Source organism: Streptomyces sp. NPDC001744 (assembly GCF_042892575.1).
Lineage (GTDB): Bacteria > Actinomycetota > Actinomycetes > Streptomycetales > Streptomycetaceae > Streptomyces.
Genome location: NZ_JBIAUG010000029.1, coordinates 38,136 through 64,986, shown reverse-complemented (window position 1 = coordinate 64,986; position 26,851 = coordinate 38,136). Strand labels below are relative to the sequence as shown.

Here is a 26,851-nt window from a genome sequence, read left to right as displayed (position 1 = left end):
CTGGTGGGAGGAGGCCTGGTGACGGCCCCGTCCGCGGAGGCGGCGTCCCGTACCGTCACCCTGAAGACCAGCGACAGGGCCCCCGGCGGTACCGCCACCCTCAAGGTCGAGTGGTGGGGCTACAGCGACGGCCAGTGGAACTGGCGCGTCACCGGAACGGTGAAGGACGTCGAGGCCGACGGCTGGTGCGCCCAGGTCCGGGTGAAGTCCGACGACTACGTCCACCACGTGGACCCCATCGCCTGCCCCAAGGGCACCCGGAAGAACATCAGGATCCAGGGAACGGCCGCCAGGGCGACCGTGCAGGTCTGCCTGACCAAGGACGGTTCCGCCGTGGACTACTGCAGCCGTTGGGCCTGAAGGCACTTCCCGGCGGGCCGGGTTCCTTTCCGGGGCCCCGGCCGGTGCGGCTCGATCCGCACCGGCCGGAGGACGGGGCGGGTCGCGAAAGCGGCCCGTCGCCCCGGGTGAACCGGCCACCGGTCACGATCCCCCGCGCGCCGTCGCGCGGCTGACGTTCACGCCGGTGGGGCGGCCGCCCCACGCCGAACACGGTCCCGGGGCCGGCGAGAGCGAGACGCGGCGGGAAACCCGCACGGTCACACCGCGACACGCCCCCCCGCACGGGCCGGACCGTACGCCGCCGGGTGCGGAGCGAAAGTCGACGGTCCGGCGCCGTTGCCCTCGGGCCGAACGGACGGATAGCCTGCCCGATGGCATGTGACATTGCACTAGGGGGTGGGTGTGAAGGTCGTCGTCGTGGGCGCGGGCATCGTGGGCGCCGCGTGCGCTTTCCACGCCGCCTCCGCGGGGCTGGACGTCACGGTCGTCGACCGGGGACCCGTCGGCGCGGGCACGACCGGCCGGGGGGAGGGCAACGTCCTCCTGTCCGACAAGGAACCCGGGCCCGAGCTGGACCTGGCCCGGCTCAGCCGCGTCCTGTGGGACGAGGCGGGCGAGGAACTCGGCCCCGACACCCTCGAACTGGAGGCCAAGGGCGGTCTGGTCGTCGCCGGCACGCCCCGCGCGCTCACCGCCCTGCGGGCCTTCGCGGCACGCCAGACGGCCGCCGGCGTCCGCGCCGAGGCCGTCGACCGCGTCGTCGCCCTCGAACCGCACCTCGCCCCCGGTCTCCCCGGAGGTGTCCACTACCCGCAGGACGCCCAGGTGCAACCCGTCCTCGCGGCCGTCGCACTGCTGCGCGCGGCGGTCCGGCACGGAGCCCGCACCCGCACCGGCGAGGTCCTCGCGGGAACCACCGGACGGGACGGACGGATCACCGGGGTCCGCACCGCCGACGGCACCGTGCTGCCCGCCGACGCCGTGGTGAACGCCGCGGGAACCTGGGGCGGCGAGGTCGGCCGCCGGCTCGGCGCGCCCCTGGAGATCCTGCCGAGACGCGGCTTCGTCCTCGTCACCGAACCGCTGCCGCCGATGGTCCGCCACAAGGTCTACTCCGCCGACTACGTGGCGAACGTCGCCTCCGACGGCGCGGGCCTGGAGACCTCGTGCGTGGTCGAGGGCACCCGCGGGGGCACGATCCTGATCGGCGCCAGCCGGGAGCGCGTCGGCTTCGACACCACCATGAACCCGGCCGTCGTCACCGCGCTCGCCGCCGGGGCCTGCCGTCTCTTCCCCTTCCTGCGCGACGTCCACCTGATCCGCGCCTACCGGGGGTTCCGCCCGTACTGTCCGGACCACCTGCCGGTCGTCGGCCCCGACCCCCGGGTCCCGGGAGTGCTGCACGCCTGCGGCCACGAGGGCGCGGGCGTCGGCCTCGCCCCCGCGACCGGCGCGCTCGTCACCGCCCACCTCCTCGGCCGGTCCTGGCGCGGAGCCGACCCGGCCGCCCACCCGGGCCTCCTGCCCGACCGACTCCTGACCACCGGAGGTGTGCCCGCGTGACCGAACTGACCGTGGACGGCGAACGGCTGCCGTTCGTACCGGGCCAGACACTGGCGGCGGCGTTCGTCGCGTCGGGCCGGACGGCCTGGAGGACGACCCGTACCGGAGGACGCCCCCGGGGGATCTTCTGCGGGATCGGCGTCTGCTTCGACTGTCTGGTGACCGTCGACGGACGGGGCGGGCAGCGCGCCTGCCTGGTGGAGGCCCGCGCGGGCATGACCGTGACGACCGGGGAGGGCGGCGATGGACGGGACCGGTGACCTCGTGGTCGTGGGCGCGGGCCCGGCCGGCATGGCGGCCGCCGCGACCGCCCTCGACGGGGGGCTGCGCGTCGTGCTCGTCGACTCCGGGGCCGCGCCCGGAGGACAGTTCTGGCGCCACCCCCCGCGGCACGCCCGGAAGACCCTCCCGGCCGCCGGCCCGTACCACGGGCTCGGCACCTACCGCGCGCTGTGCGCCACGCTCTCCGCCCACGCGCGCACCGGCAGGCTCTCCCTGCTGCTGAACCACCACGTGTGGACCGCCGCCCGCGACGGGGACGGGTTCACCGTCCACGCCGTGGACCGCGGCGGAGCGGCCGGGGAGCGGGCCGTGGTGCTGCGCGCCCCGGCCCTGCTGGTGGCGACCGGCGCGTACGACCGCCAACTCCCCTTCCCCGGCTGGGACCTGCCCGGCGTGCTCACGGCCGGAGGACTCCAGGCCCTGCTCAAGGGCGGAGGAGTCGTCGCCGGAGGCCGGGTCGTCCTCGGCGGGACCGGCCCCTTCCTGCTGCCCGTCGCCGCCGCCCTGGCCGCGCGGGGCGCCGAGGTCGCCGCCGTGTGCGAGGCCGCCGCGCCCTCGGCCTGGCTGCGCCACCCCTCGCCCCTGCTGCGCAATCCCGCCAAGTGGGCCGAGGGCGCCCGGTACGCGGGCACCCTCGCCCGGTACCGCGTACCGTTCCTGACCCGCACCGCGATCGTCGCCGCCGAGGGGGAGGGCCGGGTCGCCGCGGTGCGCGTCGCCTCCGTGGACGCCGACGGCACACCGCTGCGGGGCACCGAACGCCGGATCGAGGCCGACACCGTGGGCGTCGGCTGGGGCTTCGTGCCCCAGCTCGACCTGCTCGTGCCCCTCGGCTGCGACCTCGCCGACGCGGGCGACGGGACCGTGGCCGCGGCCGTCGACGAGGGACAGCGCACCACCGTGTCCGGGCTCTACGCGGCGGGCGAGACCTGCGGCGTGGGCGGGGCCGCGCTCGCGGTGAGCGAGGGGCGCGTCGCCGCCGTGTCCGTGCTCGCCGACCTCCGCGCGCCGGGAGCGCCCCACCGCCGGCGCCTGGCCGCCGAGCGCGCCGCCGTGGCCCGGCACCGCGCCTTCGCCCGCGCGACGGCCGAGGTGCACCCCCTCCCGCCGGCATGGCCCTCGTGGCTGACCGACGACACACCGGTCTGCCGGTGCGAGGAGGTCGCCGCGGGCACGGTGCGGTCGGTGTGCGCCGACGGCTCGGCGGCCGACCACCGGCAGGTCAAACAGCTGACGAGGGCGGGCATGGGCTGGTGCCAGGGCCGGATCTGCGGCCCCGCCGTGCACGCCCTCACGCGCGCCGGCGGGCCCTACGTCCCCACGGAACGGCTGATCGCGACCCCCGTCACGCTCGGCGCGCTCGCCGGGCTCCCCGCACCCGTCCCCGGCCGGGGCGAACCCGCCCCCGACACCCACCCAGGAGATTCCATGGACCACCCCCGCATGCCCTGGCACGGCGTCCTCGTCGCGACGAGCCTCCCCTTCGACCAGAATCTCGCCGTGGACCACGGCGCCTTCGGGGAGAACGTCGCCCGGCTCGCCGAACAGGGCCTGCACGGCGTCGCCCCGAACGGCTCGCTGGGCGAGTACCAGACCCTGACCGACGCCGAACGCGACCGCGTCGTGGAGACCGCCGTGGCGAACGCTCCCGAGGGCTTCACGGTCATGCCGGGCGTGGGGGCGTACGGCGCGATCGAGGCCGGACGGCACGCGCGGTTCGCCAGGGACGCGGGCTGCGGGGCCGTCATGTGCCTTCCCCCCAACGGCTATCGGGCCGACGACCGGTCCGTCCTCGAACACTTCGAGACGGTGGCGGCGGCCGGCCTTCCGGTCGTCGCGTACAACAACCCCGTCGACACCAAGGTCGACCTGCGCCCGGACCTGCTGGCCAAGCTGTACGCCGAGGGGTTCATCGTGGGCGTGAAGGAGTTCTCCGGCGACGTCCGGCGCTGCTACGCCATCAGTGAGCTGGCACCCGGCCTCGATCTCCTGATCGGCACCGACGACACCGTCCTCGAGGTCGCCGTCGCCGGCGCCAAGGGCTGGGTCGCGGGCTATCCGCAGGTCTTCCCGCGCGCCTGCCTCGCCCTCTACGAGGCGTCCGTGCGCGGCGACCTCGACACCGCGCTCCCGCTCTACCGCAGGCTCCACCCCGTGCTGCGCTGGGACAGCAGGACCGAGTTCGTCCAGGCGGTCAAGCTCGGTCAGGACATGACCGGCCGTCGCGGCGGCGCGTGCCGTCCGCCGCGACGGGCCCTGGACCCGGAGACCGAGGCCGTCGTGCGCGCCGCGACGCAGGCCCTCATCGACGCCGGGGTGAACTGACGTGCGCTCCCTCGTCTGCTACCACGCCGTGGACTCGCACACCGAGGGGATGCCGACCCGGGTCGTCACCGGCGGGGTGGGGGTGCTGCCCGGTGCGACGATGGCCGATAGGCGGCTGCGGTTCGTGGCGGAACGCGACCGGCTGCGCACCCTGCTCATGTGCGAGCCCCGTGGTCACGCCTCCATGTCGGGGGCCCTCCTCCAGCCGCCGACCCGGCCGGACGCCGACTTCGGCGTGCTGTTCATCGAGGTCTCCGGGTGCCTGCCCATGTGCGGGCACGGCACCATCGGCGTGGCGACGGTCCTGGTGGAGACCGGCATGGTCGAGGCGGTCGAGCCGGAGACCCTGATCCGCCTCGACACCCCCGCCGGGCTGGTCACGGCACGGGTCGCGGTGCGGGACGGGCGGGCCGAGTCGGTCACCCTGGAGAACGTCCCCTCCTACAGCCACGCGCTGGACCAGGTCGTGGAGGTCGAGGGGTACGGCGAGGTCCGTTACGACATCGCCTACGGCGGCAACTTCTACGCCTTCGTGCGCACCGAGGACCTCGGCATCCCCTTCGGCCGCGAGCACAAGCAGCGGCTGCTCGACGCCGGACTGGCGATCATGGAGGCGATCAACACGCGGAACCCGGTGGCGCATCCGGAGGACCCGGCCATCGACGTCTGCCACCACGTCTACCTGGAGGCTCCCGGCTCGACCCCGCAGCACTCGCGGCACGCCATGGCCATCCACCCGGGGTGGTTCGACCGCTCGCCGTGCGGGACGGGGACCAGCGCGCGGATGGCGCAGCTCCACGCGCGGGGACTGCTCGGGACCGGCCGGGACTTCGTCAACGAGTCCTTCATCGGATCGCGCTTCACCGGCCGGATCCTCGGTGAGACCACGGTCGGCGGCCGGCCCGCCGTGCTGCCGTCGGTCACCGGACGCGCCTGGATCACGGGGACCGCGCAGTACCTGCTCGATCCCACGGACCCCTACCCGGCGGGGTTCGCCCTCTGAACGGCGGCGACGAAGGCGACGGCGGTCGCGGACGTACGGGCCGGCCTCCGGGCGGGAGGCCGGCCCCGCGTCAGCGGACGCCCGCCCCGCGAGGGGCGGCAGCGTCCCCGGCCCGTTTCCTCCGCGTCGCCCACAGGGTGCGCACGTGCGCGAGGTGGCGTCGCATGTACTCCTCGGCGCCCTCCGCGTCCCCGGAGATCATGATGTCGAGAAGCGCGGTGTGCTCCTCCGCCGAACCCACCAGCGACCCCGAGTGGGACAGGTCGGCGAGCCCGTACAGCCGGGAGCGCTTGCGCAGTTCGGCCACGGTCTCCACGAGGCGGGCGTTGCCCGCCAGGGCGAGCAGGTCGAGGTGGAAGCGGCGGTCCGCCTCCAGGTAGCCGATCAGGTCGCCCCGCTGGGCGGCGGCCACGATCTCCTCCGCCACGGGGCGCAGCGCCTCCAGCTGCTCCCGCGTGGCGGACCGGGTCACCCGGCCGATGGTGGGGATCTCGACGAGCGAACGGATCTCGGTGTACTCGTCCAGGTCGCGTTCGGAGAGTTCGGTGACGCGGAAGCCCTTGTTGCGCACCGCCTCGACCATGCCCTCGCGGACGAGGTCCAGCATGGCCTCGCGCACCGGTGTGGCGGAGACGCCGTACTCCGCGGCCAGGGCGGGGGCCGAGTAGACCGTGCCGGGCTTCAGGTCTCCCGATATCAGCGCCGCGCGAAGGGCGTTGGCCACCTGGTCGCGCAGGTGCTCCTGGACCGGGAGGAGTGCGCGGGGCTTCGTTCCACTCATGTGCTCCCCTTCGGCTCTTTGTGAACGGAGCATACAATGTCACGTTGCGCGGGGATGCCGCCGGGGGCGGCGCGGAAGCCGCCGGTCGGACGCCCGTCCCGCCCGCGCGGAGACGCCCCCGGTGGGGGAGAGGGGTGCGGCGGGCGGCCCGCGAAGGGCCCGCCGACGGCGCGGCAGGGGGCGAAGGGCGCACCGCGGCGGATTCCGCCCCCGTATGCCGGCCCGTCAGGTCCCGTTCCCCCGGCCGTTGTAACGAATTCGGCCGAACGCCTTCCATGTGACGTGTGAACTGTGCAATTTTACATGGCACAGGTTGTGAGCATGTCAATCGCACCCCGGGCCGCACCGTGCCCGCCGCCGGGCACGGGATCCCGGCCCACGACCTGTTCACCCCGTCGGTCACGCGATCGCGTGCCCCGATCCCCCCACGGGAGGAACACGTGAGAACCCCACTCGTCCGCAGAGGCATGGGCGCCGTGCTGCCCCTGGCCCTCGCCGGAATCCTGGGCGCCGGGCTGCTCGCGCAGCCGGCCCAGGCCCTGCCGGCCGCCACGGCACCGAACGCCTCGCAGCCCTCCCGCCCCGGCATACCGGCCGATCCCGCCCCCAGGGCGGGGTCGGCGTCCGACCCGGACGCCGGACATGTGCGCGAGGGCCGGCTGACGGCGCCCCAACTCCCCCCGCTGAGCGCCGACAGAGCACCGCTCACCCAGGAGTACGACCGCCACGACGCCGCACCGGAGCCCGCCGCGTCGGCGAAGGCACCCGCACGGACGACCACCGCCGCCGGAGCGGCGTGCGACCCGGCCGACTTCACCGGCCGTACCGGAAGCGAACTGGTCCGGCGGATCAAGGCGTCCACCACCGAGTGCGTCAACACCCTGTTCAACCTGACCGGTGACAACGCCCGGCTGGCCTTCCGCGAACCCCAGATGGTGTCCGTCGCCCAGGCGCTCCGCGACGACTCCGCGCACTACCCGGGCGACGCGAGCACCGGGACCCCGCAGCTCGTGCTCTACCTGCGCGCCGGGTACTACGTACAGTGGTACCACCCGGACGCCGTCGGCGATTACGGCAGCACCCTGAAGACCGCGATCCGCTCCGGTCTCGACGCCTTCTTCGCGAGCCCCCGCTCCCGTGACGTCACCGACGCCAACGGCGAGACGCTGGCCGAGGCGGTCACCCTGATCGACAGCGCCCAGGAGAACGCCCGGTACATCCCCGTCGTCGAGCGGCTCCTCACGGACTACGACTCCACCTGGAACGCGTCCTGGTACATGCTCAACGCGGTCAACAACGTGTACACGGTGACCTTCCGCGGCCACCAGGTGCCCGAGTTCGTCAGCGCGGTCCAGTCGGACCCGGGCCTCGTCGACACCCTGTACCGCTTCGCCGCCGACCACCTGGCCCTGCTGGGCACCGACCGGTCGTACCTGACCTCCAACGCCGGCCGCGAACTGGCCCGGTTCACCCAGTACACCGGCCTGCGGAGCAAGGTCCGGCCGCTGGCCGCCGGCCTGCTCGGACAGAGCTCCATGACGGGACGCACCGCACCCCTGTGGGTCGGCGTCGCGGAGATGGTCGACTACTACGACAGGGCGAACTGCTCCGCCTACGGCACCTGTGACCTCCAGGAGCGCCTCAAGAGCGCGGTCCTGCCGATCCGTCACACCTGCGGTCCCGGCCTGCGCATCCTCGCCCAGCAGACGACCCCCGCCGAACTGGGCGCGAGCTGCGCCAGCCTCCTCAAGCAGGACGAGTACTTCCACGCGGTCGCACGGGACGCCGGTCCGGTCGCCGACGACAACAACACCACCCTCGAAGTGATCGTCTACGACTCCAGCACCGACTACCAGACCTACGCCGGCGCGATGTACGGGATCGACACCAACAACGGCGGCATGTACCTGGAGGGCGACCCCGCCGCCGCCGGCAACCAGCCCCGGTTCATCGCCTACGAGGCCGAGTGGCTGCGCCCGGAGTTCCAGATCTGGAACCTCAACCACGAGTACACCCACTACCTCGACGGCCGCTTCACCATGTACGGCGACTTCACCGCCAACATGAGCACCCCCACCGTCTGGTGGGTGGAGGGCTTCGCCGAGTACGTCTCGTACTCCTACCGCGGCCTGCCCTACACGGCGGCGATGACCGAGGCGGGCCTCGGCACGTACTCCCTGAGCACCCTCTTCTCCACCGACTACGACCACGGCACCACGCGGGTCTACCGCTGGGGCTACCTCGCCGTGCGGTACATGCTGGAGAAGCACCCCGGGGACATGGACACGGTGCTCGGCCACTACCGCGCCGGCCGGTGGAGCGCCGCCCGGACCCACCTGACCTCCACCGTGGGCACCCGGTACGACGCCGACTTCCGGACCTGGCTCGCGGGCTGCGCGGCCGGTGACTGCGGCGGCGGCACGACGCCCGGCAACAAGGCTCCCACCGCCGACTTCACCGCGACGGTCCGGGACCTGACGGTCACCCTCACCGACCGCTCCTCCGACCCCGACGGCACCATCGCCTCCCGCGTCTGGGACTTCGGCGACGGCACCACGTCCACCCGGACCGACCCCACCAGGACGTACACCGCCGCGGGCACCTACACCGTCCGGCTGACCGTGACCGACGACAAGGGCGCCACCGCCACCACCACCCGGACGGTCACCGTCGCCCCCGCGGCCGCCGAGTGCACCGGCCCGGACCCCCGCGCCCTGGGCAAGAACTGCCGGCGCGGCAACCTCTCCGCCGCCACCGGCGACTACGCCTACCTCTACCTGAACATCCCGGCCGGAACCACCCAGCTGAAGATCACCGTCAGCGGAGGCACCGGCGACGCCGACCTCTACTACAGCGCCTACGGCTGGGCCACCACCTCCTCGTACGTCAGCCGCGCCGCCGGCCCCGGCAACAGCCACACCCTGACGATCGCCAACCCGCGCGCGGGCGACCACTTCGTCAGCCTCCACGCCGTCGCGGGCTTCACCGGAGCCGCCGTCACGACCACCTACTGATCCCGACCGCGCCCGGCCGCCCGGGACGGCACCGCCGGTGCCGCCCCGGGCGGCCGCCGTCCCCGTTCCCGGACGGCCCGGCGCGCGTCACCGGTCAGGCGGAGTGGTTCCTGAGCTTCGCGAGGATCGTGACGATGCGCCGCTGCGCCTCGGCTTCCGCCGAGGGGGAGAGGCGGGGGACCGAGGGCGGGGGCACGGGAACGGGGCGCGGACGGACCGGGAGGTCACCCACCGGCCGGGCGTGACGGGCCCGGACCGCCGCGCCGATGATCCAGGAACCGGCGACCGGGGCCGGTGCGGGACGCGGGACGGGCACCGGTACGGCCGTGGGGCGAGAGACGGGCGCCGGGACCGGCGCGGGGCGCGGGTCCCGGGAGCGCACGGCGACCGCCGCGGCCGGCAGGGCGGCGGGCGCGGGCGCGTGGGGGAGTTCGACGACGTGGGCGAGGCCGGTTCCGCCGGGCAGGGGCCGTGCGGTGAGGCGCCCGCCGTGCGCCTCGACGATTCCGCTCGCGATCAGCGTGTGGACGGGATCGTCCGCCGCGTGGAGGCCCCGGACCTCGACGCGCAGGGTGTCACCGTGCCGCCCCGCCGTGACGGTGACCGTGGTGCCGGGGCGGACGCCGGGCCGGACCGGTCCCGACGAGGGGAAGCCGGAGGCGTCGGCGATCAGGTGGGCCAGGGCGGTCGTCGCGCGTCCGGGGTCGAGCGGGACGGCGACGGGGGGAGCGTGCACGGCGAACCGGGTGTCGTGCGGGCCGGTGAGCACGGCGGCCCTGTGGACGGCGGCGGTCACGAGGGCGTCCAACGCCGTGGGACGCGGGGCGAGGACGGCCGTGCCCTCCTCAAGGCGCTGGTGGTCCAGGAGGCTCTCGGACAGCCGGCCCAGCTCGCCGCGCAGCGCCTTGGCCAGAACGGCGGTCAGCCGCGCGCTCCGGGCGGCGAGCGCCGCGTACTTTTCGGCCTGGGCCTCGCGCTCGGCGGCGTGCTGTGCGACCCGGTCGGTGAGCGCGCCGAGTTCGGCGGTGTACCGCCGGGTCAGCTGTTCGTGGGGCCTGCGGTCGGTGAACGTCATGACGGCGCCGACGAGCCGGTCGCCGTCGCGGACCGGGGCGGTCGTCAGGTCGACGGGTACGCGCTCGCCGCTCCTGGACCGCAGGACCTGGTCGCGGACCCGGTGTTTGCGGCCGGAGCGCAGGGTGTCGGCGAGCGGGGACTCCTCGTACGGGAAGGGCGTGCCGTCCGGCCGCTCGGGCAGGATCAGCGGGTGCAGCCCGACGCCGTCCAGCTCACCGGCGGGATGTCCGAGGATCTGTGTGAAGGCCGGATTGACGAGGGTGATCCGGCCGTCGGCGTCCGTGCAGACGATGCCTTCGGTGGCGGCCCGCAGGATCGCCTCGGTCCGGGGCCGCGAGCGGAGCGGATCGGCTTCGCCGGAGGGCACGGACACGCCGTGGAGGAGGGTGCCGGCGGTGACGACCGTGCCGTCGCCGGGGCGGACGGGCACGAAGCCGTCGGGGAGGGCGTCGAGTACGGCCGCGAGACGGGCAGTGCCTCGGGGGAGGGACAGGACCACGGCGACGTTTCCTTTCCGGGCCTTGGGACGGGGCGGCGGCGGACGGGGGAGCGCCCCGCGGGCACGGAGGAAGGGGTGCGCGGTCCGCCCGCGGTGGGACCTCTCCGGCCCGCCGTCCGCAACCCAATCACCCGCCGGCCGCCGAACGGAGCCCGTAAGGGGTGCGGGACTGTTTCTTAAGCCTTCCTTGAGATCGTGATCAGGCAGGGATGAGGAGACGCGCCGGCGGGCCCGCCCCGTGGGGTGCCCGTCCCGGTCCCGGCCGGCTCCGTCGGCGGGACCCGGAAGAGCGCACCGGCCACTCGGCGCCTCCCCCTCGCCCGTTGAGCGGCTGATCGCTTCTCTCTGAAACGATCGGCGGCACCCGCCCCGTCCGGCGGCCCCGCTGCCGGACGGGGCGGCCGCCCACGACCATGCACGGAGGTATCCGTGAACGAGTAGGGCACGATCCGGTTTCCGGGCGGAGCGGCCGGCGTGGTGGTGCTGGTCGTAGCCGTGGTCGCCGTCCTGGCGGGGATCGCCACGGGCCGGTTCAAGCGGCGCCGGTAGAGCGCCGCGCACCGGCCGGCCGGCGTCACCCCCTCCGGCGCCGGCCGCGCCCGCGGGCCGGGATCCGCGCGGGGCGAAGGCCCGCTCCACCGGCGGGGCGGGGAGCGGGGATCACGAGGCGCGCCGGTGCCGGGCCCGGCCGCGCAGCCGGACCACCACGCAGGCCGTGACGGCGACGGCGACGACGCCCAGGACGACCTTCGACAGGACGCCGACGTAGGTCTCCACGACGTCCCACCGGTCGCCCAGCCAGTAACCGGCCAGCACGAGGAGGCTGTTCCAGACCAGACTGCCGAGCGTGGTGAGCAGGACGAACACCGGCAGCGGCATCCGCTCGACACCGGCGGGCACCGAGACCAGGCTGCGGAAGACCGGCACCATCCTGCCGAAGAAGACGGCCTTGGTGCCGTGCTCGGCGAACCACTTCTCGGTGCGGGTCAGGTCGGAGTCCTTCACCAGGGGCAGCTTCGCCCAGATCGCGTGCATCCGCTCCCGGCCGAAGAGCGTTCCGATCCAGTAGAGCGCCACCGCGCCGGCCACCGAGCCGAGCGTCGTCCAGAACAGCGCGGAGGGCAGGCTCAGCACGCCCCGGCCCGCGGCGAAGCCGGTCAGCGGCAGGACGACCTCGCTGGGGAGCGGCGGGAAGAGGTTCTCCAGGGCGACGACGAGCCCGGCTCCCGGGCCGCCCAACGTGTCGACGAGGCCGGCGGCCCAGCCGGCGATGCCGCCCGTGGGCTCCTTGGCGAGCACCGTGGTCGTGAGGTTCATGAGGGGACTCCAAGCCATCGGGGACGGGGCGGGTGTCCGGCTCTTCTTCCCGCCGGCCCGGGAAGTCCTCCTCCGCACCGGCAGGAGGATCGCCGTCCGGGCCGGTGGTGTTCTCCGTACTTCCGCCCTGCGGGAAACCGCGGGGTCCGGACGCGGGAACCCGCCGGGGAGGCACCGGACACCGCGCCGGCCGTCCGCCGGGGGAGGGGCGTGTGTGAACGTTGCATGTCACGCTCCGCAGATCACTGGTCCACGCGGCGTGGCCGTGCTTACGTGGACGCGTGATCCTCTCCGCACCCCTCCCGCTCGTTCCCCGTGGGTGTTCCCCGGCGCGCGCCACCGCCGCGTGGTGTCCCGCCGCGCGCTGAACCGGCAGCCTCCCGCCGGCCCGCCGGCCCCCGATTCCTGTTCGCCGCCCCGCCCCGGGCACGGCGCGAAGCCGTGCGCACCCGTACAAGGAGCACCACCATGAGCCAGCCCCTCGACTCCGTCACCGCCGGCCACACCCCCGAGGACGGGCCCGCCGGGCCCGACACCTCGGCCTGGTCCTTCGAGACCAAGCAGATCCACGCGGGCGCGACGCCCGACCCGGCGACCGGAGCGCGGGCGACGCCGATCTACCAGACGACGTCCTTCGTCTTCCGGGACACGCGGCACGCCGCCGACCTCTTCTCGCTGGCCGAGCCCGGCAACATCTACACCCGCATCCACAACCCCACCCAGGACGTCTTCGAGCAGCGGGTCGCCGCCCTGGAGGGCGGTGTCGCGGCCGTCGCGCTGTCCTCCGGGCAGGCCGCGGAGACCCTGGCGATCCTCACCCTGGCCGGCGCCGGCGACCACCTGGTGGCCGGCACCTCGCTGTACGGGGGCACGTACAACCTGTTCCGGCACACCCTGTCCAGGTTCGGCGTCGAGGTCTCCTTCGTGGACGACCCCGACGACGCCGAGGCGTGGCGGGCGGCGATCCGGCCGAACACCAAGGCGCTGTTCGCCGAGACGCTGGGCAACCCGCGCGGCGACGTCCTCGACGTGCGCGCGGTCGCCGACGTGGCGCACGCGGCCGGGATCCCGCTGATCGTGGACAACACCGTCCCCACGCCCTACCTGCTCCGGCCGCTCGAACACGGCGCCGACGTCGTCGTCCACTCGGCGACGAAGTTCCTCGGCGGGCACGGCACGACCGTCGCGGGCGTCGTCGTGGACGGCGGCACCTTCGACTTCGGGGCGCACCCCGACCGCTTCCCCGACTTCACCGAGCCCGACCCCAGCTACCACGGCCTCCGGTACTGGCCGGCGCTCGGCCCCGGAGCCTTCGCGGTCAAGCTGCGCGTGCAGCTGCTGCGCGACCTCGGCCCGGCCCTCTCCCCGCACTCCGCCTTCCTGCTGCTCCAGGGCGTGGAGACGCTGAGCCTGCGCGTCGAGCGGCACTCCGCCAACGCGCAGGCCCTCGCCGAGTGGCTGGAACAGCGCGACGAGGTCGCCGCCGTGCACTACCCGGGCCTGCCGTCCAGCCGCTGGTACGAGGCGGGCCGCCGCTACCTGCCGCGCGGCGCGGGCGCGGTGCTCTCCTTCGAGCTGCGGGACGGCGTGGAGGCGGGCAAGCGGTTCGTGGACGCCGTCGAGCTGTTCAGCCACCTGGCCAACATCGGCGACGTACGCAGTCTGATCATCCACCCGGCGTCCACCACCCACAGCCAGCTGGACGAAGCACAGCTCGCGGCGACCGGCGCCTCGCCCGGCCTGGTGCGCCTGTCGGTGGGCCTGGAGAACCTCGCCGACCTCAAGGCGGACCTGGAGGCGGGCTTCCGGGCGGCCAAGGGCGCGGCCGGAGGCGCGTCCTGAGCACCGTCCTGCCGCCGTCCGAGGTCTCCCTCCCGCCGGCCTCCGGGGCCTGGCGGGAGGGAGACCCGGCCGGGCGGCGCCGCTGGTACGCGCGCGAGACGCCCCTGGGTCTCGAGGCGGGCGGCGAACTGCCCGGCGTGCGGCTGGCGTTCGAGACCTGGGGGACGCTCGCGCCGGACCGCGCCAACGCGGTGCTCGTGCTGCACGCCCTCACCGGCGACAGCCACGCCGCCGGTCCGGCCGGCCCCGGACACCCCACTCCCGGCTGGTGGGACGGGCTCATCGGGCCGGGGCGCGCGCTGGACACGGACCGCCTGTTCGTCGTGGCGCCCAACGTGCTGGGCGGCTGCCAGGGCAGTACCGGGCCGTCCTCGCGCCGGGCGGACGGCCGCCGCTGGGGCGGCGACTTCCCCTTCCTGACCCCCCGTGACCAGGTGGCGGCCGAGGCGGGCCTCGCCGACGCGCTCGGCGTGGAGCGCTGGGCGCTGGTGATCGGCGGTTCCATGGGCGGGATGCGGGCGCTGGAGTGGGCCGTGACCCGCCCGGAACGCACCGGCGCGCTGCTGCTGCTCGCCACGACGGCCGCCGCGAGCGCCGAACAGATCGCCTGGACGTCGGTCCAGCTGCACGCGATCCGCGCCGATCCCCACTGGCGGGGCGGCCACTACCACGACACCGGACGGGGCCCGCACGCCGGACTGAGCCTCGCCCGCCGCCTGGCCCAGGTCACCTACCGGAGCGAGCCCGAACTCGCCGCCCGCTTCGGCCGCGCCGTCCAGGACGCGGAGGACCCCTGGCGCGGCGGCCGCTACCGCGTCGAGTCCTACCTCGACCACCACGCGGCCAAGCTGGCCCACCGCTTCGACGCGGGCAGCTACGTCGTGCTGGCCGAGGCCATGAACGGCCACGACGTCGGCCGGGGCCGGGGCGGCACCCGGGCCGCGCTGCGACGGGTGACCGCGCCGACCCTCGTCGGCGGCATCGACTCCGACCGCCTCTACCCGCCGTCCCAGCAGGCGGAACTGGCGGCCGGCATTCCCGGCGCCGACCGTCCGCGCGTCCTCGGATCGCCCTACGGCCACGACGGGTTCCTCATCGAGGTGGAACAGGTGGGCGGGCTGGTCGCCGAACTGCTCCGCTGACCGGCCCAGGCGCCCGGCATCCCCGGACACCACGACGGCGCGGGCCCGGAGCCACCCGGAACCCGGGCCCGGGGACGGACCCCCGGGGGAGGGCGGCGTCAGCGCGGGGCGGTCTGCCTGCGGATGCCCGGACCGGCCAGCAGCGCGTACAGCACGGTCGAGACGAGCATGCCGACGGGCACGGAGAGGTCGAGCTGACCGAGGGCGGCGCCGAGCGGTCCGGTCCAGACGGTGGTCGAGAGGAACAGGGCGGTGGCGACCGCGCCGGCGACGACGGAGACCAGGCCGGGGCCGCCGAAGCCGCCGGTGTACCAGAACTTCCCGCCGGGGCGCTCGTCGAACAGGTCGCGTCCGTCGTAGCGGTTGCGGCGCAGCACGATGTCGGCCACGTACACGGCCATCGTGGGGGCGGAGATCACGAGCAGGAACTGGAGCATCAGGTTGATCGCGTCGATCAGGCTCGACGACAGCACGAGGACGATCGTGAAGGCCCCGCCGAGCACGCCGATGAGGACCGCCGACGGTATCCGCCGGATCGGCACGCCGATGGACTGCAGCGCCATGCTGGCGGTGTACGTGGTCATGCCGTTGAGCGCGATCGTGTTCACGATGACCCCGAGGACGAAGACCGGGGCGAGCCAGGACGGCAGCTTCTCCAGCAGCGAGTACTCGATGCCGCTCTCGAGGCTCTCGGCTCCCACGGTGCCGCCGAGCACGATCCCGAACCCGGTGATGAGCATTCCCGGGAACAGGTTGCCCAGCGCCGTGGCCCAGACGATCCGCGACGGCTTCGTGTCACGCGGAAGGTAGCGGGCCATGTCGGCGCTGTTGCTGAACGAGAGCGGGGAGGAGGAGAACAGCGCGAAGGCGATCGTGAGGCTGGACCACAGCGGCAGGCCGCTCAGCGGTTCGGGCTGCGCGAAGCCCCAGTCGATCGAGGGGGCGATGAACCCCAGGACCGCGGCGAAGATCAGGGACAGGGCGATCGCGATGCCCATGTAGGCGCGCAGGATCAGGGCGTGCCCGTAGATGGCGACGAGCACGGTGATCGCGGCGGTGACGACGGAGACGAGGACGAGCGCGACCGTGCGGTCGGGAAACCCCCATCGCGTGAGGAGTTCGGCGCCCATGAAGGAGGCGGCGACCCAGTTGAGGGCGAGGAACACGCAGGAGATGAACCACCCGTAGAAGGCGACCACGACCTTGTTGCCGCGGACGCCGTAGATCGCGCGCTGGATCACCGAGCCGGAGGTGCCGGCCGCGGGCCCGGAGATCGCCACGATGCCGGGCAGGATCGCCAGGACCGAGGAGGCGAGCAGCACGAGCAGCCCTTGCCAGACCTCGAGGCCGAGGACGATCGTCAACGACGCTCCCACGGTGAGGTTCAGCACGCTGACGTTGGGAGCCGACCAGACGAAGAAGAGGTCGCGCGCCCTGCCGTGGCGCTCGTCGTCCCCGACGATCTCGATGCCGCGGGTTTCGGGGGCGGTCGCCGTGTCGAGGAACTCGTGCCGCGGCGGGCGGGACTCCCGCCGCGGGTGGTCGGAAGTGGCGGATGTTTCGGACATGGTGGGCCTTCCAGCAAGAGTCTCCGGCCTGCGCCGACGCGGGTGGGCGAGGATGCGGTGGATCGGGTGTCGCGGGATCCCGGGTGAGGGCGGGAGCCTCAGCGGTCGCTCGCCGCGGGCGCGCGGTGGGCGGCGTCGCCGTGGACGAGGGTGAGGAGGACGGAGGCGGACAGCAGGTCCTCGGCCGGCCGGGAGAACGGGTCGAGGTCGAGCACCGCGGCGTTGGCGTAGAACCCGGGGGCGATGCGTCCGTACGCGTCGTCGATCCGCCCGGCGAACGCCGCTCCGCCGGTGACGGCGGCGAGCGCCTGCGCGGCGGTGAACGCGCGCTCGGGGTGGTACGGCGCCAGCTCGGGGGCGAGCGTCGAGCGGCCGGACACGGCGATGAACAGGTTGTGCAGCGCCTCGTGCGGCGCCGTGGGGGCATCCGTGCCGAGCGCGAGCGGCACCTCCGCGTCGCGGAACCAGTTCCACGGGAATCCGTTCTCGGCGCGCCGGTCGCCGAGCACGGCCTTCCAGTTGTCGAGGATCGCCGGATCGCAGTGCACCGGCTGCATCGAGGCGACGACGCCGTGCGCGCGCATCCGGGCGACCGTCTCCGGGGACACCGACTCGAGGTGCTCGATGCGGGGACGGCGCGACGCGTCCGCTCCGTTCGCCTGTTCGCACGCGACGACGACGTCGACCGCGAGCGCGCTCGCCGCGTCGCCGATCGCGTGCATCGCGAGCTGCAGACCCGCTCGGTCCGCGGCGACGGCGACCGGCATCACCGCTCCGCGGTTCCAGATGGGATCCGCGTTCGTCCCGTCGGCGTAAGGGCGCACCATGGCCGCGGTGCACGCGTCGATCACGCCGTCGAGGATGAGCTTGACGCCGGCGATCCGCAGCCACGGGGCGCCTCCGGCGGCGAGCTCGTCGCGCAGCCGCACGGCCCGCTCCACCTGCGCGAGATCGGCGGCGGCGTCGCCGGTCGGACCGACCAGCCAGTGCGCGGACACGGGGAACGGCAGGCGGCCGTCCCGGTCCAGCCGGCGGCGCAGTGCCGTCAGGGAGTTCTCGCCCATCGCCATGTCCACGGCTCCCGTCACCCCGGCCGCGAGATAGGCGTCGAACGCGCGCGCCAGGAACGCGTCCTGCTCCTCGTCCGTGGCGACGCTTTCGAGGTACGGCAGCACGAGGTCCAGCGCGGCCGTCTCGAGGAGGAAACCGGTCGGCTCGCCGTGCTCGTCGCGCACCACCTCGCCGCCGATCGGATCGGCGGTGTCGCGGTCGATGCCCACCGCCCGCAGCGCCGCCGAGTTCACCCACGCCGAGTGCAGGTCGTTCGCGTCGAGGAACACCGGGATGTCGTCGATCACCGCGTCGATCATCGCCGCGGTCGGCTGCGGGACGCCCTCGGGCAGCGCGTCGAACAGCCAGCCCACCCCTTCGATCCGCGCGGCGTCCGGATTCTCGCGGCGGGCCTCCAGAAGCCGCCGCAGGATCTGCTCGACGGTCGCGCAGTCGCGCAGCTGCACCTTCCCCTGCGCGTGGCCGAACATCGACAGGTGCGCGTGCGCCTCGATCACCCCGGGCATCACGAACGCCCCGCACAGGTCCACCTCGGTGGCGTCCGCACCCGCCGCCGCCCGCACCTCGTCCGCGGAGCCGACGGCGAGGAACCGTTCGCCACGCACCGCGAAGGCCTCGTGGCGCGGACCGTCGGCGAGCCCGTCGAAGACGACGGCGTTGACGTACACAGTGCTCTCGGACATGTGCGGATCCTCTTTGATCGAATGCGGGCTGTTCCGGTACGAGTCGGCCGGGCAGCGGTTCCCGGCCGTCGGAAGGAGTGAGGAGCGAGGGGCAGGCGCTCACCACGGGGTGCGGGCGTGTGGCGCTCTCCGCGGGGCCACCGCCGAGGACATGGGCGCGGCGTGCGCCCGGATCGAACACGGCCGTCGCCGAGCTCGCCCAGCGCTGTCCCTCCGGGAGCGTCGTGTCAGGGGCGCAGGTAGCGGCCGACTCTCCGCACCCGTGACGACCGTTATTGATTGGCTGATCAACAGTTCGGCCGAAAGTAGTAGGGTGGTTGAACCATGTCAACAGTCGATCGACCGCGTGCCCGCAGAAAAGCCCCGCAGGAGCGCGCCGCCGACATCGTCGCCGCGGCGTACTCCCTCGCCCGCGAGGCCGGAATCGGCGCCTTGACGCTGCGCGCGGTGGCCACCCGCGCGGGAGTCGCTCCCGCACTCGTCGCGCACTACATCGACGGCATGGACCGCCTCGTCGCCGACACCTTCCAGCGGATCGTCGCCGACGAACGGCGGGAAGTGGCCGCCCTCGTCGCGGCCTCCGACAGCGCCGCGGCGAGCATGGACGCCCTTCTGGACACGATGATCGACCCGGACCGGGACGACGTCACCCTGGTCTGGGTCGAAGCCTGGGCCCACGGCCTGCGCAACGAGGTCCTCGCGAACGCCGTCCGCGCGGAGATGGACGCCTGGCAGGAGCTGATTCTCGCCGTGATCCAACGCGGCGCGGAAACCGGCGAGTTCCGGCCCTCCGATCCTGTCGCCGCCGCCTGGCAGATCCTGGGAATGGTCGACGGGCTGAACGCGCAGAGCCTCGTCCGCTGGGGCGACTCCCAGAGCCGCGGTTCCATGCTCCACGCCGCCGTCGCCGGAGTCCTCGGCACGAAGTGAGCTCCGGCCCGCGCCGGCCCGGGGCCGACGGCCGCACGGCGCGGAACGCGCTCCGCGCCCCCGCCGGTGGGAGACCTGTGCCGGACCGTCCCCGGAGCGGCCCTTCCCGCCGGTGCCGTGCGTCTTCGCCCCGGCCCCACGTCGTGCGGCTCCGGCAACGAGCGGGCCCACCGGAGGTCCCGGGCCGGACTGTCGGTGGCGGCTGGGAGGCTGTCCGGTATGAACGGTGACGAGCAGCTGCTGCGCGGCCGGGTCTACGGCCACGACCACGACGACCCCGACCCGGGCCCCAGGCCGGGCCGTACCTACGCCGAGCTCGTCGGCGGCCCGCTGGACGGCCTCCTGCTGGACATCCACGACCGGCGGGCCGAGGAGGCCGGCGACGGCGTCGCCCTGACCACCGAACTCTCCCGGTGGCCCGGTGGCCGGGCGCTGTACGACCCGCGCCCGGACGAGCCGCGCGGGACGGGCCCGGGCATCGCCTGCCGCTTCTACTACAGCGGGGACACCCCCTGACCGCCGGGGTGACGCGCGAGAGAGCGACTCCCCCGCGGAAGTCCTCGCCGCCTCCCTCCACCGGCACAACGCGGTGACCTGCTCCTGTGCCTTGGTTGTCCCGCAGAGCGGTCCGGGCCGTGCCGCGCGACCCCGCCGGGGTCAGGTCGCGGGGGTGGTGCGGGAACGGGGGCGCTCGGTGGACAGCACCGCCCACACGCGACGGCCGTCCTCAGAGGCGTCGGTGCCGCAGCTGGCGGTACCGGGAACGGCGGCGAGGTCGGTGAGGATCGTCTCGTCGGGTTCGGAGCCGGTGTGGCTGAGGACGGCGATGAGGAGCATGCCGTCCTGGTCGGCGAGGTGGACGCTGATGCGCCGGCCGTGGTCGGCGGTGGCGGCGCCGACGAGGAGACGGACGGCCGCCGCGAGGTTCTCGTCGTCGGGGTGGACGTAGCCCCAGGCGCGGACGGTGCCGGTGACCTTGCCGAGGGTCTGGGTGGCGGTCCACGGGTAGGCCGTGAGCGCCCAGTTCGCGGCACGCCGGGCCCTCACGGTCATCCGGGGCCGACGGGTCTGTACGCGGGCCTTGCCGGGGCCGGGAAGCGGCAGGGAGGTGGCGACGGGCTTCGTCGACGGCTTCGGCCGAGGGGGCTCGACGGGCTTCTTCTGCGGGGGCGGGGTACGGGGAGGGTAGGTCGGCGGCAGCTTCGGGCCCTTGTCGTCCATGGGCAGCGGTTCGTTCACGACAGCCTCCTCGCGTTCCCGGCCATCTTGACAGCCGACGCCCGTCCGGCGGGGTCGATTCGCCGGGTTGCCCACGAGGTAAGGGCAGTATCGGCAGCCTCGGTTCCAACTGGGGAGACGGGAACCGGCAGGCGTCACCGGGGCCCGGTCCGGGGAGCACCCCGTTCAACGACGCCGCGCCCCCGCCGTCACGCGATGACCGGCCGCGGTTCCTCCAGGACCTCGGCCGCTTTCCGTGCCGGCGCCGCGGCGTGCGGCGGCGTGCGGCGGCGGATTCCAGCAGCGCCGGCCCCTCCCGGAACCCGCTCCCCCCACCCTCGCCCTCCACCGCGTCAAGAACGAGCCCCCATCCTGCCCCCCCGACACCGGGGCGGGCGCTCGCGGAGGCACGGAAGCCGGGAGGCGATCCTGCGTACAGCCGCCCGGCCCGCCCTCCGCGAGAGACCCGAGTGCCTGCTCCGGGCCCCGGCCCGAACCGCTGCGTCCCGCTGCCTTTTCGACGCTTCCGGGCCGGCCCGCCGGCCCGCCGGGGGGCCTTCGACTGAACCCCGGTACCGTCCTCACCTCGCACACGAACCGCACGGTGGCACGACGAAGGCCCCGCACGCCGGTGCGGGCGGCGAGGCACTTCAGTAGGCGACGGTGAAGCGTTCGCCGGTGTGCTTGGGCTGTTCGATCTCGTCCACCAGTGCTACCGCGTAGTCTTCGGCGGAGATCCGGCTCTGGCCGTCCGGGCCGATCAGCAGGTCCTCCAGGCTCTCGCGGTAGGTCCCGGTGCGCGGGCCCGGGGCGATGGTGCCCGCGGGGGAGAGGTTGGTCCACCGGATGTCGGTGACGGTGCGCAGGAAGTCCAGTGCGTCGCCGTGCGCGTGCATGATCTGCAGCAGGGACTCCGGCAGGCCCTCGGCGTCCCACACCTGCTTGCCGTCCGGGGTGCGCAGCGAGCCCGCGCCGCCCACCGTGACCAGCCGCGGCGCGTCCGCGCCCAGCGTGCGCAGGCCCGCCACCAGCGACTCGAAGGACGGCTTGACCAGGGCCTGGTGGCCGGGCCCGTCGCCGCCGCCGACCGCGCTGACCAGCACGTCCGCACCTTCGGCGTGCTCGGCCACCGAGGCCGGGTCGAGCACGTCGCCGACTGCCACGGTCAGCGCCGGGTGCCGAGTCGTCAACTTCGCCGGGTCGCGGACCACCGCGGTCACGGTGTGGCCGCGACGCAGCGCCTCGTCCAGCACGCGTGAACCGATGGTGCCGGTGGCGCCGTACAGGGTGATGGTGCTCATCGTGAACTGTCTCCCTCTGCCATGAGCCGTTCCGTACCCGACGGTAGGACGATGGGGATCGGGCGGGTGGGACACCGGGCCGGGGCGGCAGAGTGAAAACGGCTGCCCGTGCGGTCGGACGGTTGCTCCTGCCGCACTCCGCCACCCCGTTCCGTGTCCCCACCGGCCCCCACCTCGCCATCCGCCGTGTCCGGATGGCTTCCGGCGCCCTGACCCCGATCGGCCGGACCGCCGTGCAGCCGTGCCCCGGCCGGGGAAGTGCCGATGGGCCGCCCGGTCCGCCTCACGGCGTGCCGGAGGACGGCACCGAGCCGCTGACCGGACTTCGCGAACGCGGCCGCGGGGCCGAGTACCCCCACGTCCGCCTTCCGGCAGGCTGAAGACAGCCACTTCACGGTCTGCTTGCCGTCAGTTCACCGGGCGAAGACGATCCAGCTCGTCTCCGATCGCCTCGCGCAGCGGGTCGTGCCGCGGTCCGAGTGCGTACCGCCTGTCGGTCCACCTGTCGCGGGGACAGAGCCACACCGGCATGCGCGCCAACTTGGTCGGCTCCCATGCGAACCGGGGCCATACGTGGGCGTGCAGGAACCCGTCGGTGTTGCCCAGGATCTCCAGGTTGACCCGTCGGAAGGCCGCATCCATGCGCCGGGACGCCCGCTCGACCGCCTCTCCGAGCCGGTCCATGTCGGACAGGAAGGCCAACCGCTTCTCTCCGGGCAGGTCCGACAGCCTTTCCACCTTCGGATCGTCCGCCAGGAGCACCGAGTGCCCCGGAAGGAACTGTACGTCGCCGATCGCTGCGAACCCCGCGTCCAAGCGCCGTAGAACCGTGGGGTTCTCGCCTCGCAGGGCACTCCCGATCCGATCCGTCCGCCAGTCGTCAACCATGGCCAGAACCTACCGAGCCGCGACCACCCGCTCCAACGCGAGGGACGTGACGCCGTGTTCCCCCGGACCGGATACGGCCAAGTTGGGTGCCCGCACGTCGGCCGGACCGCTCCCGGGCGCGGAAACGCCGTGGAACCCGTCCCGGAGCGCGCTCCCGAGCGGCCCGTCCGGACCGCCGTCGCACAGGCATCGCAGCGGTGTCATCGTCCGGTCACACACCCGTCGTCGTCCCATCGCACTGCGGGAGCCGACGGTGTCCTGAAACCAACGCTTCCGGCCCGTCGCGCCCCGAGCGGCGTTGATCACGCGTCGCCGACCTCCCCATACTGCGCTGACCGGCGGCGGGCGCCATGACGCGCCGCGGCCGGAACCGACCACTCCACCCCATTCCCAAGCTCCTGGGGGAGACTTGCGCGCACATGTGCGGAAAGCACGCGCCTTCACCGTCGCAGCGGCCACATCGGTGGCCCTGATTGTAGGCATGACCGGCCCCGCGACAGCGATCGTCGCGCACACGGCGGCCTCGTCGGACACCCCGCGCCTCTCGGGCGACCAGCGCGTCCCGCTCGTCACCGGCGACCGCGTGGTGGTGAACGCCGAGGGCCGCATGGTGGGCTTCGAACCCGCCCCCGGCCGTGACCACATACCCGTCCAGGTGCAGCGCGTCGGGGACCGCACCCTCGTGGTCCCCGGCGACGCGCAGCAGCTGATCTCCTCGGGCCGACTGGACCAGCGGCTCTTCGACCTCGGCGTCCTCACCGACCCCCGGCTGCGCGAGAGCCACGGCTCCGGGATGAAGCTGATCGTGCGGTACGCGGGGGGCGCCGCCGCCCGGGCCGAGGTCCGTACCGCCGGCGACACCGAAGTGCGGCGCACCTTCCCGACCCTCGGCGCCGACGCCATCAGCGCCTCCCAGGACGACCTGACCCGTCTCTGGGACGCCCTGACCGACCGCCGCGAGAGCGGCGCCCGCGCCGCCACCACCGGCATCGCCACCGTCTGGCTGGACGGGGTGCGCGCCGCGCGCCTCGACCGCAGCGTTCCGCAGATCGGCGCCGACAAGGCGTGGGCGTCCGGGTACGACGGCACCGGCGTCAAGATCGCCGTCCTCGACACGGGCGTCGACAAGACCCACGACGACCTGAAGACCCAGGTCGTGGGCGAGAAGAACTTCTCCTCCTCTCCCGACGCGGTGGACCGGGTCGGCCACGGCACGCACGTCGCGTCGATCGCCGTGGGCACCGGCGCCAAGTCCGGTGGCCTGTACAAGGGCGTGGCGCCCGGCGCCAGGGTGATCAGCGGGAAGGTCCTCGACGACGAGGGCTTCGGCGACGACTCCTCCGTCATCGCGGGCATGGAGTGGGCCGCCGCCGAGGGCGCGGACGTGATCAACCTCAGCCTGGGCAGCCCCGACAGCCCCGGCGTCGACCCGCTGGAGGCGACGGTCGACCGGCTCTCCGCCGAGAAGGGCATCCTGTTCACCGTCGCGGCGGGCAACGACGGCAAGTACGGTGCCTCGACGGTGGGCTCCCCCGGCAGCGCGGACGCCGCCCTGACCGTCGGCGCCGTGGACAAGGACGACAGGCTGGCACCGTTCTCCAGCACCGGACCGCGCGCCGGCGACGGCGCCGTCAAGCCGGACCTGACCGCGCCGGGCGTCGCCATCACGGCCGCCGCCGCCCCCGGCAGCGCCATCGACACGAACCCCGGCACGCCGCACCCCGCCCCGGGCTACCTCCAGATCGACGGCACCTCCATGGCGACCCCGCACGTCGCGGGCGCCGCCGCGATCCTGAAGCAGCGGCACCCCGACTGGAAGTCCGCCGAGCTGAAGGGCGCCCTGACCGGTTCCACCAAGGGCGGCGCGTACACCGCCTTCCAGCAGGGTTCGGGCCGCGTCCAGGTCGACGAGGCGCTCGGCCAGAGCGTGATCGCCGAACCGGTCTCGCTGAACTACGGCACGGCGCTCTGGCCGCACCAGGACGACAAGCCCGTCACCAAGAAGGTCACCTACCGCAACCTCGGGAAGACCGACGTCACCCTCGACCTGTCGGTGACCACCCTGGACCCGGCGGGCAGGCCCGCCCCGGCCGGCTTCTTCTCGCTCGGCGCCCCGCGGGTGACCGTGCCCGCCGGCGGCACGGCCGACGTCGACCTCGTCGCCGACACCCGGGTGGGTGACGGGGACGGCACGTACTCGGGCTACGTCACCGCCACGGCGGCGGGCCAGACGGTCCGGACGGCCGCGGTGGCCGTCCGTGAGGCGGAGTCGTACGACCTCACGGTCCGGGTGCTCGGCCGCGACGGCACCGACGCCGCCTTCTTCGGCAGCGCCCTGACCGGCGTCTCCGGTCCCGCCGCGGGCTTCCAGACCCGCGTCGACAACGAGCCCGGCGCACACACCCTCCGCGTGCCCAAGGGGTCGTACACCTTCAACACGGCCGTCTACACGGACCCGTCGGACTACTCCAAGGGCACCGACTGGATCGCGCAGCCGAAGCTGGAGGTCACCGGCGACGCCACGCTCGTCGCGGACGCGCGTACCACGAAGCCCGTCGACCTCACCGTGCCGGGCATCGACCGGGCGGACTACGGAGGCACGTACTACGAGCGCGCGACCGAGCTGGGCGGCGTCGGCAACGGCTGGGTCCTGCGGGGCTTCACCGGCTTCCGCACCGCGCACCTGGGCCCGGCCGTCACCGACGGTTCGCTCCTGCAGACCTGGGACGCGCACTTCGTCAAGGACGCCACCAGCCAGTACTCGGTGGCCTTCGGCGGGAAGACCGGCACCGTCTCGACCGGCTACACCAAGCACGTGAAGGCGAACGAACTGGCGACGCTCAAGGTCGCCGTCGGCGCCTCCGCGCCCGGCAGGTCCGCCCTCACCTCGCCGTTCGCGCACCTGCCGGGCGCGCCCGAGGGCAACGGCTACGGCGCGCCGCAGCCCGCGCCGGGCGTCCGCACCTTCTACGTCTCCACCGCGGACGACGTCACCTGGCTCACCAAGACCGAGCAGCTGGGCAAGTCCGCCGAGGGGGACCACCTCGTCTGGGAGGGCGGCCACGAGATGGCCCGGCCGAAGCGCTACGAGGCCGGCCGGACGTACCGGGAGACCTTCAACACCGGTGTCTTCGGTCCCCTCCTGAGCGAGAAGGCCGGTGTCTTCCGCACCGCTCCCGACCCGGAGACCGGCGTCGAGCAGATCGTCGGCTCCCTGCCGCTGCTCGCCGACGGCCAGGGCCACTCGGGGCTCTCCGCGTACGCCTCGGTCACGACGACGCTGTACCGCGACGGCGTCAAGATCGGGGAGAACGCCGTTCCGCTGACCGGCTGGGAGCCGTTCGCGGTCGGCGCGGACGACGCCGAGTACCGGCTGACGTCCTCGGCGGAGCGCGCCGCGGGCACCGCCTCGGTCTCGACCCGGGTGGAGACCGGCTTCACGTTCCGGTCGAAGCGGGTGGCGGCCGACACGGCGCTGCCGGTGTCGACGGTGCGGTTCGCCGCCCCCGTCGACCTCGGCTCGCGGATCGCGGCGGACATCCCGGTCCTGGTGCCGGTGACGGTGCAGGGATCGGCGGCCGGTGACAACCTCAAGTCGCTCTCGCTTTCGGTGAGTTACGACGAGGGGAAGACCTGGAAGCCGGTTCGGGCGCAGAGCGGCCTGATCGCCGTGCGCAGCCCGGCGAAGGACAGCGGCATCTCCTTCTCCGCCAGGGTCACCGACAAGCAGGGCAACGTGTCGACGCTGACGATCCACAACGCGTGGCTCGGCAAGTGACGCCGTACCGCGACCGCTGAACCTTCCCGGCGGGCCCGGCTTCACCACCCGGAGCGGTGGAGCCGGGCCTCCCCCGTGCCACGACGGGCGCCGCACCGCCGGCCACGAGCCGTCCACCGCGGCGTCGCGGTGACGGAGACGGCCGCCCGTCCGGCCCCGCGCCGGCGCGGGCGTCGCTTCCGTCTTCGGGTGCGGCGCGGCCAGTGGCGGGCGCCGGCCCCTCCCGT

The 26,851-nt window shown here is 74.0% G+C and carries 19 protein-coding genes and 1 pseudogene; 12 read left to right on the top strand and 8 right to left on the bottom strand.

Annotation, left to right across the window (positions count from 1 at the left end; genetic code table 11):
* Positions 1-18 precede the first annotated feature (18 nt).
* The 6 genes and pseudogenes from ACFYZY_RS27485 (at position 19) to ACFYZY_RS27460 (ending at position 5,515) form a co-directional block, all read left to right on the top strand.
* Positions 19-360 (top strand): hypothetical protein, encoded by a 342-nt coding sequence (locus ACFYZY_RS27485; RefSeq protein WP_388699289.1) that lies wholly within the window; start codon positions 19-21, stop codon positions 358-360.
* Positions 361-744: 384 nt separating this feature from the next.
* Complete coding sequence (locus ACFYZY_RS27480) at positions 745-1,905, top strand: NAD(P)/FAD-dependent oxidoreductase (RefSeq protein WP_388699286.1); 1,161 nt, start codon at positions 745-747, stop codon at positions 1,903-1,905.
* Positions 1,902-2,165, top strand: coding sequence for a (2Fe-2S)-binding protein (locus tag ACFYZY_RS27475; protein WP_388699283.1), 264 nt, complete (start codon positions 1,902-1,904; stop codon positions 2,163-2,165). Before ACFYZY_RS27480 ends, ACFYZY_RS27475 begins: the two co-directional genes overlap by 4 nt.
* A pseudogene (locus tag ACFYZY_RS27470) lies at positions 2,149-3,567 on the top strand (FAD-dependent oxidoreductase); the annotation flags it as partial. The gene ACFYZY_RS27475 and the pseudogene ACFYZY_RS27470, both read left to right, overlap by 17 nt.
* Before the next feature lie 48 nt (positions 3,568-3,615).
* A complete protein-coding gene (locus tag ACFYZY_RS27465) occupies positions 3,616-4,512 on the top strand; it encodes a dihydrodipicolinate synthase family protein (RefSeq protein WP_388699337.1) in 897 nt (298 codons plus the stop codon).
* A 1-nt stretch (position 4,513) separates the two neighbouring features.
* The gene (locus ACFYZY_RS27460; protein WP_388699280.1) at positions 4,514-5,515 is read left to right on the top strand and encodes a proline racemase family protein; all 1,002 of its coding nucleotides are present in this window, start codon (positions 4,514-4,516) and stop codon (positions 5,513-5,515) included.
* A gap of 70 nt (positions 5,516-5,585) precedes the next feature.
* Here the strand turns inward: ACFYZY_RS27460 and ACFYZY_RS27455 are convergent, their stop codons facing one another.
* Entirely contained in the window at positions 5,586-6,296 is a 711-nt protein-coding gene (locus ACFYZY_RS27455; protein WP_388699277.1) for a GntR family transcriptional regulator, read from the bottom strand.
* 467 nt (positions 6,297-6,763) lie between these two features.
* On the opposite strand from ACFYZY_RS27455, the gene ACFYZY_RS27450 reads away from it, so the two are divergent.
* Positions 6,764-9,310: a collagenase gene (locus ACFYZY_RS27450; RefSeq protein WP_388699334.1), complete on the top strand. Its 2,547-nt coding sequence runs from the start codon at positions 6,764-6,766 to the stop codon at positions 9,308-9,310.
* A 94-nt stretch (positions 9,311-9,404) separates the two neighbouring features.
* Here ACFYZY_RS27450 and ACFYZY_RS27445 read toward each other — a convergent pair whose 3' ends face one another.
* Together ACFYZY_RS27445 and ACFYZY_RS27440 are read right to left on the bottom strand one after the other, a co-directional pair.
* A complete protein-coding gene (locus ACFYZY_RS27445; RefSeq protein WP_388699274.1) occupies positions 9,405-10,886 on the bottom strand; it encodes a PAS domain-containing protein in 1,482 nt (493 codons plus the stop codon).
* A 660-nt stretch (positions 10,887-11,546) separates the two neighbouring features.
* Positions 11,547-12,203 carry a DedA family protein gene (locus ACFYZY_RS27440; protein ID WP_388699271.1) on the bottom strand — a complete coding sequence of 219 codons (657 nt, stop codon included), beginning with the start codon at positions 12,201-12,203 and terminating at the stop codon, positions 11,547-11,549.
* Between the two features lie 468 nt (positions 12,204-12,671).
* On the opposite strand from ACFYZY_RS27440, the gene ACFYZY_RS27435 reads away from it, so the two are divergent.
* Both ACFYZY_RS27435 and ACFYZY_RS27430 read left to right on the top strand, forming a co-directional pair.
* Positions 12,672-14,045, top strand: coding sequence for a bifunctional o-acetylhomoserine/o-acetylserine sulfhydrylase (locus ACFYZY_RS27435; RefSeq protein WP_388699269.1), 1,374 nt, complete (start codon positions 12,672-12,674; stop codon positions 14,043-14,045).
* A complete protein-coding gene (locus tag ACFYZY_RS27430) occupies positions 14,042-15,187 on the top strand; it encodes a homoserine O-acetyltransferase (protein ID WP_388699332.1) in 1,146 nt (381 codons plus the stop codon). Before ACFYZY_RS27435 ends, ACFYZY_RS27430 begins: the two co-directional genes overlap by 4 nt.
* Before the next feature lie 98 nt (positions 15,188-15,285).
* Here ACFYZY_RS27430 and ACFYZY_RS27425 read toward each other — a convergent pair whose 3' ends face one another.
* Together ACFYZY_RS27425 and ACFYZY_RS27420 are read right to left on the bottom strand one after the other, a co-directional pair.
* Positions 15,286-16,755 carry a purine-cytosine permease family protein gene (locus tag ACFYZY_RS27425; RefSeq protein ID WP_388699266.1) on the bottom strand — a complete coding sequence of 490 codons (1,470 nt, stop codon included), beginning with the start codon at positions 16,753-16,755 and terminating at the stop codon, positions 15,286-15,288.
* 98 nt (positions 16,756-16,853) lie between these two features.
* On the bottom strand, positions 16,854-18,509 hold the full coding sequence (locus tag ACFYZY_RS27420; RefSeq protein ID WP_388699263.1) for an amidohydrolase: 1,656 nt from the start codon (positions 18,507-18,509) through the stop codon (positions 16,854-16,856).
* Positions 18,510-18,833: 324 nt separating this feature from the next.
* Between ACFYZY_RS27420 and ACFYZY_RS27415 the strand changes: the two genes are divergently transcribed.
* Both ACFYZY_RS27415 and ACFYZY_RS27410 read left to right on the top strand, forming a co-directional pair.
* Positions 18,834-19,439 carry a TetR/AcrR family transcriptional regulator gene (locus ACFYZY_RS27415; protein WP_388699260.1) on the top strand — a complete coding sequence of 202 codons (606 nt, stop codon included), beginning with the start codon at positions 18,834-18,836 and terminating at the stop codon, positions 19,437-19,439.
* Between the two features lie 219 nt (positions 19,440-19,658).
* Positions 19,659-19,955: a hypothetical protein gene (locus ACFYZY_RS27410; RefSeq protein ID WP_388699257.1), complete on the top strand. Its 297-nt coding sequence runs from the start codon at positions 19,659-19,661 to the stop codon at positions 19,953-19,955.
* Positions 19,956-20,096: 141 nt separating this feature from the next.
* Here the strand turns inward: ACFYZY_RS27410 and ACFYZY_RS27405 are convergent, their stop codons facing one another.
* The 3 genes from ACFYZY_RS27405 to ACFYZY_RS27395 all read right to left on the bottom strand — a co-directional run bounded on the left by ACFYZY_RS27405 (position 20,097) and on the right by ACFYZY_RS27395 (position 22,846).
* Positions 20,097-20,678: a hypothetical protein gene (locus ACFYZY_RS27405; protein WP_388699254.1), complete on the bottom strand. Its 582-nt coding sequence runs from the start codon at positions 20,676-20,678 to the stop codon at positions 20,097-20,099.
* Between the two features lie 629 nt (positions 20,679-21,307).
* On the bottom strand, positions 21,308-21,958 hold the full coding sequence (locus ACFYZY_RS27400; RefSeq protein WP_388699251.1) for an NAD(P)-dependent oxidoreductase: 651 nt from the start codon (positions 21,956-21,958) through the stop codon (positions 21,308-21,310).
* Positions 21,959-22,366: 408 nt separating this feature from the next.
* The gene (locus tag ACFYZY_RS27395) at positions 22,367-22,846 is read right to left on the bottom strand and encodes an HIT family protein (protein ID WP_388699248.1); all 480 of its coding nucleotides are present in this window, start codon (positions 22,844-22,846) and stop codon (positions 22,367-22,369) included.
* A gap of 481 nt (positions 22,847-23,327) precedes the next feature.
* Here ACFYZY_RS27395 and ACFYZY_RS27390 point away from each other — a divergent pair, with 481 nt between their 5' ends.
* The gene (locus tag ACFYZY_RS27390; protein ID WP_388699245.1) at positions 23,328-26,624 is read left to right on the top strand and encodes a S8 family serine peptidase; all 3,297 of its coding nucleotides are present in this window, start codon (positions 23,328-23,330) and stop codon (positions 26,622-26,624) included.
* Positions 26,625-26,851 lie beyond the last annotated feature (227 nt).

Coding starts and splice junctions, on each gene's coding strand:
- ACFYZY_RS27465 (WP_388699337.1), top strand. CDS start 3,616: ATGGACCACCCCCGCATGCCCTGGCACGGCGTCCTCGTCGCGACGAGC.
- ACFYZY_RS27450 (WP_388699334.1), top strand. CDS start 6,764: ATGGGCGCCGTGCTGCCCCTGGCCCTCGCCGGAATCCTGGGCGCCGGG.
- ACFYZY_RS27415 (WP_388699260.1), top strand. CDS start 18,834: ATGTCAACAGTCGATCGACCGCGTGCCCGCAGAAAAGCCCCGCAGGAG.
- ACFYZY_RS27440 (WP_388699271.1), bottom strand. CDS start 12,203: ATGAACCTCACGACCACGGTGCTCGCCAAGGAGCCCACGGGCGGCATC.
- ACFYZY_RS27435 (WP_388699269.1), top strand. CDS start 12,672: ATGAGCCAGCCCCTCGACTCCGTCACCGCCGGCCACACCCCCGAGGAC.
- ACFYZY_RS27420 (WP_388699263.1), bottom strand. CDS start 18,509: ATGTCCGAGAGCACTGTGTACGTCAACGCCGTCGTCTTCGACGGGCTC.
- ACFYZY_RS27400 (WP_388699251.1), bottom strand. CDS start 21,958: ATGAGCACCATCACCCTGTACGGCGCCACCGGCACCATCGGTTCACGC.
- ACFYZY_RS27425 (WP_388699266.1), bottom strand. CDS start 16,755: ATGTCCGAAACATCCGCCACTTCCGACCACCCGCGGCGGGAGTCCCGC.
- ACFYZY_RS27390 (WP_388699245.1), top strand. CDS start 23,328: ATGACCGGCCCCGCGACAGCGATCGTCGCGCACACGGCGGCCTCGTCG.
- ACFYZY_RS27410 (WP_388699257.1), top strand. CDS start 19,659: ATGAACGGTGACGAGCAGCTGCTGCGCGGCCGGGTCTACGGCCACGAC.
- ACFYZY_RS27395 (WP_388699248.1), bottom strand. CDS start 22,846: ATGGTTGACGACTGGCGGACGGATCGGATCGGGAGTGCCCTGCGAGGC.
- ACFYZY_RS27455 (WP_388699277.1), bottom strand. CDS start 6,296: ATGAGTGGAACGAAGCCCCGCGCACTCCTCCCGGTCCAGGAGCACCTG.